9 protein-coding genes and 1 pseudogene are annotated in these 9,531 nt (G+C 71.0%); 4 read left to right on the top strand and 6 right to left on the bottom strand.

The window, feature by feature from the left end; all coding sequences use genetic code 11:
• Nucleotides 1-123 precede the first annotated feature (123 nt).
• Nucleotides 124-1,194 (bottom strand): ISL3 family transposase, encoded by a 1,071-nt coding sequence (locus tag ACZ3YO_RS39550; protein WP_465579107.1) that lies wholly within the window; start codon nucleotides 1,192-1,194, stop codon nucleotides 124-126.
• A gap of 170 nt (nucleotides 1,195-1,364) precedes the next feature.
• On the bottom strand, nucleotides 1,365-1,682 hold the full coding sequence (locus ACZ3YO_RS39555; RefSeq protein ID WP_465579109.1) for a hypothetical protein: 318 nt from the start codon (nucleotides 1,680-1,682) through the stop codon (nucleotides 1,365-1,367).
• A gap of 605 nt (nucleotides 1,683-2,287) precedes the next feature.
• Between ACZ3YO_RS39555 and ACZ3YO_RS39560 the strand changes: the two genes are divergently transcribed.
• Nucleotides 2,288-2,935 (top strand): IS5 family transposase, encoded by a 648-nt coding sequence (locus ACZ3YO_RS39560; protein WP_465579123.1) that lies wholly within the window; start codon nucleotides 2,288-2,290, stop codon nucleotides 2,933-2,935.
• Here the strand turns inward: ACZ3YO_RS39560 and ACZ3YO_RS39565 are convergent.
• Complete coding sequence (locus tag ACZ3YO_RS39565; protein WP_465579111.1) at nucleotides 2,901-3,383, bottom strand: hypothetical protein; 483 nt, start codon at nucleotides 3,381-3,383, stop codon at nucleotides 2,901-2,903. The two genes, ACZ3YO_RS39560 and ACZ3YO_RS39565, sit on opposite strands and share 35 nt — an antisense overlap.
• 331 nt (nucleotides 3,384-3,714) lie before the next feature.
• Between ACZ3YO_RS39565 and ACZ3YO_RS39570 the strand changes: the two genes are divergently transcribed.
• Together ACZ3YO_RS39570 and ACZ3YO_RS39575 are read left to right on the top strand one after the other, a co-directional pair.
• The gene (locus ACZ3YO_RS39570) at nucleotides 3,715-4,491 is read left to right on the top strand and encodes a hypothetical protein (protein ID WP_465579113.1); all 777 of its coding nucleotides are present in this window, start codon (nucleotides 3,715-3,717) and stop codon (nucleotides 4,489-4,491) included.
• Nucleotides 4,492-4,785: 294 nt separating this feature from the next.
• Nucleotides 4,786-4,996: pseudogene (locus ACZ3YO_RS39575) on the top strand (transposase); the annotation flags it as partial.
• Between the two features lie 347 nt (nucleotides 4,997-5,343).
• On the opposite strand, the gene ACZ3YO_RS39580 reads toward ACZ3YO_RS39575, so the two are convergent.
• On the bottom strand, nucleotides 5,344-6,198 hold the full coding sequence (locus ACZ3YO_RS39580) for an alpha/beta fold hydrolase (RefSeq protein ID WP_465579115.1): 855 nt from the start codon (nucleotides 6,196-6,198) through the stop codon (nucleotides 5,344-5,346).
• Nucleotides 6,199-6,275: 77 nt separating this feature from the next.
• Here ACZ3YO_RS39580 and ACZ3YO_RS39585 point away from each other — a divergent pair, with 77 nt between their 5' ends.
• Nucleotides 6,276-7,241, top strand: coding sequence for a DUF5937 family protein (locus tag ACZ3YO_RS39585; RefSeq protein WP_465579117.1), 966 nt, complete (start codon nucleotides 6,276-6,278; stop codon nucleotides 7,239-7,241).
• 67 nt (nucleotides 7,242-7,308) lie between these two features.
• On the opposite strand, the gene ACZ3YO_RS39590 is transcribed toward ACZ3YO_RS39585, so the two are convergent.
• Together ACZ3YO_RS39590 and ACZ3YO_RS39595 are read right to left on the bottom strand one after the other, a co-directional pair.
• Nucleotides 7,309-7,584 (bottom strand): hypothetical protein, encoded by a 276-nt coding sequence (locus tag ACZ3YO_RS39590; RefSeq protein ID WP_465579119.1) that lies wholly within the window; start codon nucleotides 7,582-7,584, stop codon nucleotides 7,309-7,311.
• 360 nt (nucleotides 7,585-7,944) lie between these two features.
• Nucleotides 7,945-8,919: a hypothetical protein gene (locus ACZ3YO_RS39595; RefSeq protein WP_465579121.1), complete on the bottom strand. Its 975-nt coding sequence runs from the start codon at nucleotides 8,917-8,919 to the stop codon at nucleotides 7,945-7,947.
• Between the last annotated feature and the right edge of the window lie 612 nt (nucleotides 8,920-9,531).

The raw sequence follows: 9,531 nt of genomic DNA on the forward strand, positions 1-9,531 counted from the left end.
GGCACATCCAACTTCGACCCGCCCTTATCGATGGATGCCTGGCCGGCACCGGCCTGCCACTCACCCCACCGACTCCACCCTGAAAGCCTCAGTAATCAACACCTCCCGCGCAGCGGGGGAAGCTCAGCCCTCGGCGAACCGCTGGTGGAGGTATGGCTTGTAGGGGTCGAGGATGCTGGTGCGTCCGGTCCAGCGGCCGACCAGCAGCTCGTCCGGGTCCTTCGCGCCGGCCAGCCGGCGCACTGTGTTGCGGGCCAGGCCCAGTCGTCGGCCGATAGCGCGCAGGCTGAAACCGTCATCCATGAGCGCGTGGACGGCGGCGTGCTGTTCGCGGACCCGGTCGGACAGCCGGCCGGTCCGGCGGGGCTCGGAGCTGACGGCCGCCAAGGCGACAGCCGGAGCCGGCTCGGCTGCAGGGGCCGGTTCGGGTAGCAGAGCATGGTGCTGGAGCACGGTCTTCTCCACCGCGTCGGCGAGGTTCTGCCACAGGTGGAACCGGTCGGCGACGTGGATCGCGTCCGGGGCGCCGAGCCGGACGGCTTCGGCATAGGAGGCCGACCGGTCGCGGCAGACGACCTTCACCCCGGGATGGTCGGCCAGCCAGGACCGGACGGTCTCGACCGTGCGGTCGGGCAGCAGATCGACTGCGCGGCGGGTCTCGATGTCGACCAGGATCGTGGCGTAGACGTGGCCCTTGCGCAGGGCGAACTCGTCGACGCCCAGCACGCGCGGCACCGCGTGCGCCGGATCCGGCAGGGCGCGTATCAGCCGCAGGAGCGTGGAGCGGCTCACCGGGACCGCGAAGGTCTCGGTCAGGCGGGAGCCCGCCCGACCGGCCACGGCCAGGGCGAGCTGCTGCAGCGCGGTCTGCAGGCCCAGGCTCCGCCGCCCGTGACGGAAGGTCAGTCCCGCCGGCTGCTCGACGAACGTGGCCCGGCGGCAAGCTCGTTCACGGCAGCGGAACCGGCGGACCCGTAACTTGACCACCACCCGACGCCCGCCCGCCGCGCTGTCGTCCAACCGCCGCACGTAGCTGCTGTGCACTCGGGTCGAGACGGTCCCGCACGACGGACAGCCCGCCTCGTCGCCGGTCGTGGCGGCGTGGACGGTGACGCGGTCGGCGCGGATGGTCAGGGTGTTGACCGCGACATCGGCGCTGCGGAGCCAGAGGTCTTGGAGGAGATCGTCAGCCACGATCGTTCATGATCGCGGTTCCGGTGACGCTCCGTGGCCCTGGCGCGGAAAGTGATCCAGAACCACGGTTCGGCCGCCGCCGACACCACCAGGCCGGCTTCACCGGCTGGCGCACTCCACGGTGGTCCCTCGCCCGTACCCAGGGAGGGACAACCGTCTGCGTCGTACATTCACTTCAGCTCGCGGATGGTCGCCTCGAACGCCCGATCCATGTCCCACAAGGGTTCGAAGGTGACGTGGACGACGTGGCCGTAGGTCTGGTTGTGGAACATCTGGTAGCGCCCGAAGGCATCGGGGTCCTCCACTTCGATCAGCGCGTACCCGCCCCAACCGGTGCCGTACGTCTGGTGGTGCACGATGCCGCTGTCGACGTCGCCCCAGTTGCCCGACCGGGCGAACGCCTTGAAGGCTTCGCCCCACGCCTCATCGAGTGCAGGCTTGGTGACGCCCTCGGCATAGACGAAACGCTGAAGATACTTTTGCCCCATCGACCCACTCCTGCTCCCTGCCCGGGCAGCCCTTACGCTTCGCCCTTGGTGGTCGCAAGATAGCCATCACCCATCCACGTGCCGCCGCATCTCACCCGGTCGATGGCGTGTTTGAAGCCCTTGTCGTACGAGTAGGGCGCCAGCTGATGGCGATCTTTGAAAACGGCTGTGGCGGATATTTCGTGGCGGTCAGTTCTAACTAGCCGTCGCTCGAACGAGCTGGTGATCGTGAGTTCGAGTCTGCCGACTCGGTCGGGTGATCCTCTGGTCGGCAGGGCATGAAGGTGGGGCCTCCCGCACCGCTCGTGGGTGTCGAATCCAGCCGAGCAACAGGAGGCCCCTGGTGCCGCAGTCTTCCGTCTCCGTTTGCGTTCCCGTCCAAGTCCGCACCCCTGTCGTGTGATTGCCTCGCTCACCGGTTCGGGAACGCCGGGGACCGGCCGCACAGGCGTGCGAGGTACCCGTCGGACATGAGCGACGCGGAGTGGGCAGTCGTGCGCGACGCGATGCCCGTGCCCGCCTGGCTGGAGGGAAGGGGTGGGCAGCCGGACGGCTACTGCCACCGGCAGCTGGTCGACGCTGTGCGCTAACTGATCGCGGGCGGCATCGCCTGGAGGGTGGGGCCCGCGGACTTCCCCGCATGGGACCGCGTCTACGCCCTCTTCCGGCGCTGGCGGGACAGGGGCCTGGTAGGCGAGTTCCACGACCGGCTGCGTGATCGGGTCCGCGAGGCGGCGGGCCGTGATCCGGAGCCGACCGCCGGGATCATCGACGCGCAGTCGGTGAAGGGGGCGGCGTCGGTGCCGGCTGCCAGCCGGGGGTTCGACGGCGGGAAGAAGGTAAACGGCCGCAAGAGGCACATCGTCGTGGACACCCTCGGGCTGCTGCTGGCCGTGATGGTCACCGCCGCATTCGTCACCGACCGCGAGGCCGGCCGGACACTGCTGGAGCGGCTGCGTGAGCGGCACTGGCGCATCTCGCCGGTGTGGGCCGACGGCGGCCACACCGGACGCCTGGTCGACCTCGCCCGCGATGTCCTACGGATCGCGCTGACGGTGGTCAGGCGCACCGACGACGCCACGGGCTTCGTGGTGCTGCCGAAAAGGTGGCTGGTGGAACGGACGTCCGCATGGCTGATGCACTCACGCCGCCTGGCCCGCGACTACGAGACCCGCACCGACACCTCCGAGGCAATGATCCGGTGGTCGATGAGCATGGTCATGAGCCGCCGACTCGCCCGGCGAGCACGCTGAACATCCCCGGACGGTCCTCGGCCAGCCAGCCCCGCACGGCCAGGCGCTTCACCTTCGACCGCACTCCCTCCACCTTCGCCGCGACCACCTCCAGACCCAAGGCCGCCGCGAGCTGCCGACAGTCCATCTCCTCCCCGCTCCCCGCCAGGACCTCCACGAACCGCTGGTAGTCCGGCGCCAGCGAGTCGAGAGCGAGCCCTTCCCTCCAGGCGGGAACCACCGATCCGGGCACCGCCCCGGCGACCCGCGCAGGCCGTTCACCGGCCACCCCGGCCGGCGGCGCCTCCTCGTCTGCAGGAGGTTCTGCCAGGACCTCGGCCACCGTCTGACGGGCAATTACGAACCGCTCCCACGCGGCTTCAGCCTCCTGCAGCTCGGCCCGCATGACCTCCGCCCGCTGCCGAGCAGCACGCTCGCGCTCCTCCAGCAGCCCCATCACCGACGGCATCCAGCACCTCCACCGAAGAGACGACACGACGCCCCGTCTCTGCCGCCGAGGCACCGGCACTATGCCTGACCAGCGAAAACGCACCCGTCACTATCGGAAAGACAACGGCTTCTCAACAACAAGCTCAGAGCTGCTCGGCCTGGTTCCCCGGCCGAAGCTGCGTTGACCTGTACACCATCCGGGTTCCGCCCAGCGCTGCATCACCGACGTCACAGCCCGCCTGGTGGCCGGCTCGGCTCTGTCGTGTCAGTGGCTTGCGGCATGATGCGAGGCATGTGACGGCCTATCCGACAGGGACTTCCGAGGCCGTCCTCAACAAGGAGGGTGCTTCGTGCACGGGCTGGTCACGGACGAGATACAGGCCGCAGAGGAACGGCAACTGCACTACGAGAGGTGGCAGTGGGGCGGAAGGCTGCCAAGCGAAAGGCTGCGCGGTGTCCACGGGACCAACGTCCTGGGTCTGCTCACCTTCGACAGCGACCTGGTGCATGCCCTCGATGCCGCAGGTCCCGAAGTCCAGCGTGCAGTGGCATTGCTCGCCGCGCAGCGGGCATGCGAGACGGCGGGGCTGACCGATGTGGTGTGGGTCGCCCAGGCGCTCACCAAGTTGGCGGAGGGGCATCCGCTACCGCCTCCCTTCGACGACGCTGCCCGGATGTGGGAGACCCTGCGATCCACCCCCCTCGTACCGGGGCCGCCGGTGCTCAAGGCGATGCCCCGCGAGCGAGCGCCGTACTTTCCCCCGCCGCCGGCAGGGTGGACGTGGGTCCCGGCCGCAGAGTCGAGAGACGACGGGGCGAGGAAGTACGAACTTGGCCGGCTACCGGACAGCCTCGTAGCGACGAAGTCCGGCGACGAGAGGCTGGCATCACCCGCAGACACGAGGCCCACCGCCGCCTTGCTGGTGTACCCCACCAGCACCCCGCACGTCCCCGAACCGATCTCACAGCCGTACTTCGCTCTCCCCGCCGTGCTCGCTGCCGCCGAGCCCGCCCCGCTCAAAGCGGCTCTGGACGCGGTGTGGCATGCGCTGCACACGTACGGAGAGCACTACCCAGAGCTGCTGAAGGAAATCCGGTCGGTCTGCGCCGAGCGGGCGGGCGAGTAGGCAGACCCTTCATTCCGTCGACGCCGCTCCCCGGTGACGGACTTTCGGCCTCCAAGGCGACACGAGGCCACCAGATACGGCCTCTGCAGACGCAATGGCCGACTGCGCCGGGAAACTGCGGTCGCCGTCAGCCAGGTCCAGAAGAGGAGGACTGCCCATGGTGTTCGAAGATCGGTACGTAGCGCCGCCCCAGGCACCCTTGACCGGTCGGCACGGCCCGCACACTGCACGAGCGGGCCACGGCGAGGAGCGTCAGCGACGGCTGGCCATGGGGCTGCGGGCCAGCCGGTAGTCATCGAGAGCCTCAACTCCCCGCTACCGAAGGGCCGCCGGCGCCTGCGGCCACTTCCCCAACGAGCAGGCCGCCCTCAAGCGGCTCTACCCGGCGACCCTCGCACTCGACCCCACCGGCCGCGGCCGCCAACGCTGGAGCAACCGCTGGATGGCCGCCCTCAACGCCTTCGACACCACCTTCGACGGACGCCTGTCAGCCGGACGGGCGTAGCCCAACCGGCCTACGCCCGACAGCAAGATCAACACCTAGTCCAACCGGGTGCCGTACACCTAGATCGTGATAGTCCCTGACGTTCTGTCGGAGGCGCCTGCGACCGTGGCGGAGCCGGAGCAGACCCGGCACTGGAGGGGCACGTGGAATACCGGAAGATGTCGCCCGAGGCGAAGGCCGCGTTCCCGGCCGAGCGCCCGCGCTGCGAGCTGCGGTGCGGGCGGGCCTCTGCTGGCTTTGTTCACGAGATCGGACAGCAGTTGTTCAGCACTTCCGACAGCACCCCAGACTGTCGCTGTTCGAAGGGCGGTGGTGGCGGGTGGCGGCACGCTGCTCGGAGCGTGCTGTCAGCTGACCCTGGAGAGGAAACCCTCCACCGCTGCCGTGAACGCCTGTGGGTCGTCCAGCCACGGGTAGTGGCCGGCGCCCGGCTGGACGGCGAGCCTCACCTCGGGGAAGAGTGACGCGGCGTCGGCGGCGGACTCGACGGTGGGCCACAGGTCCACCTCGCCCACGAGGAGCAGCACCGGGCAGGGCAGGGCGCCGAGGCGGCGCCGGAGTTCCTCGGTGTCGGGCGTGTAGTCCTTGTAGTAGTGCTCGCTGACGGGGAGCGCCCGCTGGGCGGGGTCGGCGGCGGCGTGGGCGCGGGCGGCGTCGTCCCAACGGCCGTACATCAGCGGCTCGAAGGCGAAGCGGTACGGCGCGGCCTCGGCAAAGGTGTTCGCGGTCATCATGTGCCGGTGCGCCGTCACGGCCTCGGTGTGCCAGGGCTCGGCCGCGCGGGAGGCGATCACCTTCTCCACGCCCGTGTCGGAGGGCAGCCCGACGGCGGCGTAGGAGGGGGCGACCAGGGTCAGGCTGGCCAGGCGGTCGGGGTGGGCAGCGGCGTAGAGCATGGCCAGGCTGCCGCCGGCGGAGTGGCCGAGCAGGTCGACGCGGCCCATGCCGAGGTGGCGGCGCAGCGCCTCGACGTCGGCCACCAGACGGTCGACCCGGTAGGTGGCCAGGTCGGCGGGCGTCGCGGAGGCGCCGGTGCCGCGGGTGTCGGGCAGGATCAGGGTGCGGTGGGCGGACAGGCCGCCGAGGTCGCCGAGGTATTCGGCGGCGCGGCCGGGGCCGCCGGGGAGGCAGAGCAGCGGCGGGCCGTCGCCGAGGGTGCGGAAGGCGAGCGTGGTTCCGTCGTACGAGGTGATGAACTCCATGGCGGACAGCCTGTGGGGTGGTGGCCGGATCCGGCTATCGTTCAGCCACAGCTAAACGATCGGAGGGTGGGGCGGGCGTGGCGGTGGAGATCCGGCTCTCGGCGGCCGAGGTGGCCCGGGTGCGGCTCGCGGTGTCGCCGCTAGCCGAAACGGTGCTCGGGGTACGGGCAGCGCTCGGCGTCGGCGGGCACGAGGTGCACCGGCCGTGGGTACGCGAGGCGCAGCCGGTGCTAGCAGCGGAGTCGGAGTTGCCGTTGCTGCGGACGCTGCTCGAAGGCTGCCTGCCGTCGTTCCTGTTCCCGGTGCCGCAGGAGCGCCTGCCGGCGTTCGACACCGAGCTGGCGGGCCTGCGGGCGGCGAACCCGGCGTACGTCACGGCGGAGTGCGCTGCCGCGCTGGGTGCCCAGGCCGGGAAACTGCCGGGGCCGGCAGAGCTGTTGGAACGAGTTGCCGATGCGCTGACGCGCTGCCACGTCCGGCTGGTGGCCCCGCACTGGGGGCGGATGCGGGCGGTGCTGGAGGCGGACCTGGCCCGGCGGGCGGTGGCGCTGGTGGACGCTGGGGTGGAGGGACTCTTCGCGCAGCTGCACGCCGATGTGGTGTGGCGGGACGGCGAGTTGGTCGTGCACGGGCGTCCCCGCCCGGGCGCGGTGTGGACGGTCGAGGCAGGCGGGCACGGGCTGGTGCTGATGCCGTCCGTCTTCGGCTGGCCCAACGTCATCGTCGACTACTCTCCCCGCGCTGCCGCCTCCATCCGCTACCCGGCCTCCGGTGTCGGGCTGCTCTGGGAGCAGCCCCGGCCGAGCTCCGCCGGCCTCGCCGCCGTCCTCGGCCGCACCCGCGCCGCCCTGCTCGCCGAACTCGGCGAACCGCTGAGCACCCCCGACCTCGCCGCCCGCCTGGGCGTCACGCCCGGCGCAGTCTCCCAGCACCTCGGCGCGCTGCGCGGCGCCGGGCTGGTGACGACCTCCCGCACAGGCCGTACGGCTGTCCACCTGCGCACTCGGACAGGCACGGCGCTCACGGCCCAGCCGTTGGGCTGACCCGAGCCGGGCGGCGTCCCGCTCCCTCGACACCAACCACATCGTGCTCGCGGGCCTCTCACCACGATCATTCCCCGATAGACCGACGCCGGCCGGCGTCGGCCGCCCTTTGGGGCAGCGGCCGCTCCTGCGCGGCCGCCACCAGGTCACGGCCGAGCGCTCCGATCGCCTGCTGCCGGTCGGTCAGCTGGTGCAGCAGGGAACGCACCAGGGTGTCGACCGCGGCCGCCGGGTCGGCGTGGAAGGAGCGGGCCTCGCTCGCGGCCTCGGCCAGCAGGTCCTCGTCCAGCCCGTCGAAGGCGTCCCGCCACACCTCTGCCCGCTCCTCGTAGACGTGCAGCACCTCGTTGTCTTGGACAGGTAATTCGATTCGGGAGCCAGTTAGGCAACGGAACCGAGAGCCACCTGCGGCCTGGACCATCGACACCCGTTGAGTACTGGGGTAGATGGTGAGCCTCGGCTACGCCACTTGGCCGAGCTGTGGTGCCGCAGAGTGCTCCAGGGCGGGCAACGCGAACCCGTCGCGCAAGCATGGTCTTCTGGCTGTGGGGTCGGACCGGTCTCGTGGGGCCTGGCAAGGTGCGGATCCGGCGGGAGACCCGCCCGGGTCACACCATGTCTGTCCGCATCGGCAGGTCGGGCGTGACGTACCGGGCCTGCCGCCCGGGTCGGCAGGTCAGCCAGCCCGGGCGGGGCCGGGCTCTCAGTAGGTCAGTACGAGGCAGCCGCTCTGGCCGGCCTTACCGTCCTCACCCGGCTTAGGGTGGTAATTTTCATAGTTTCCGTTCCAGTCCCCCGCGTCCCCGCCGCGGCCTCCGTCGCCGCCCTTCCCGCGTGCGTTCTCGGGGCAGGGCGCCATGCTCGGCAGTGGGACAATCGCGTCCCAGGGCGTCGTCACACCGGCGGCTCCACCGCGTCCGCCGTCACCTCCGCGGCCATCTCCCCGGCCGTGCTTGCCGTCCTGGCCGCCATGGCCGCTATCTCCGACCTTGCCTCCCCTGGCCAGCGAATTCCCGCCGCACTTGCCGCGAATGTCCCACTTCCCGCTACCGTCCCTCTCTTCGGACGGGCCGCCCTTGCCGCCCTTACCGCTCAGGTCGCGGATGGTTTGCGTGCTCCCCTTCGCCGACTCTCCTCCCCATCCACCCCACGCGCCGTCACCGCCTTTGGCCCTGATGGAGTTGTTCGTCGTCTTGTCCCACACCCACGAATCGTCGCCGTAGTCGCCGCCCTGTCCGCCGCCGCCGTGGTAGCGGTTCTCGGGGTCCCAGCTGTGGCTACCGCGGCCGCCGGGGTAGCCCTTCCCCACAGCGAGGTGGATGACCTGTCCGGGCTTGACCGGGAAGACGCACTCGACAGCCCCGCCGCCGTTGCCGCCGGCGCCTCCACCGCCACCGCCACCGAACTGGAACGAGTTCCCGTTGCCGCCGGAGCCGCCACCGCCTCCGCTGCCTCCGGCGCCGACCGCCGTGGCCCTGAGCTGAGTGACGCCCTTCGGGACGGTGAACTCGTACTCGCCCGGGGCCGCATATACCTTCGTCACCGGTACCGCCGCAGCGGCACCGGTGACGGGCACCTGCGCCCGCGCCTGCGCGGGCATCGCCGAACCGCTCAGCACCGCCGCGACCACCAGCACGGCTGCCCGCCCGGCCCGGCCGCCGCCGCGGCCCTTGCCCACAAACCCACCAATACACAGACCAGACCGTCCGGCCACGCCGTTGTCCTCTCGCTCGCATCTGGACCAGGCCCCACGACGCCGAAGCGTCCAGACCCGGGAAAGACGGAAGCCGAGCCGCACACCACGGCGCCCCGGACCACCACGACCGGGGCACCGCAGTACTCGGCTGTCCAGCCTGCTTCAACGACCCGGGTACAAACCGGTCACCGCCCGGGACCCCCTGGAACACTTGGCCGATTCGGCGGCAGCCGGATGGACTCGTTGCCCAGGTGGCTCCCGTTCTACCTGTCGAAAACAACCTCGTGCAGCGCGGCCTCGACGGCGGCCGCGGACCAGGGTGCTGGCCGGCGGGGAGCGCTCACGGTGTCGGCCAGCACCCGGGCCGCCACCGGCCCGAGCGCGCGTCGCGCGGGCCGGCCGGTTCACCCAGTCGGAGTCCTTGTCACACCGGTGCAACCTCCCCGGGCCCCGGCCGGTCACGGGTGCAGCAAGGGTTGCCTTGCTGCACTCTGGTGATCATGACTGACCGCCGCAGGCTCTCCCTGCGCTTCTCCGAGGCCGCCGTCGACGCTCCCGCGCCCGCTCAGTCCGGCGGGCGCCGACTTCCGCCAG

Source organism: Kitasatospora sp. NPDC022785, from assembly GCF_055561295.1.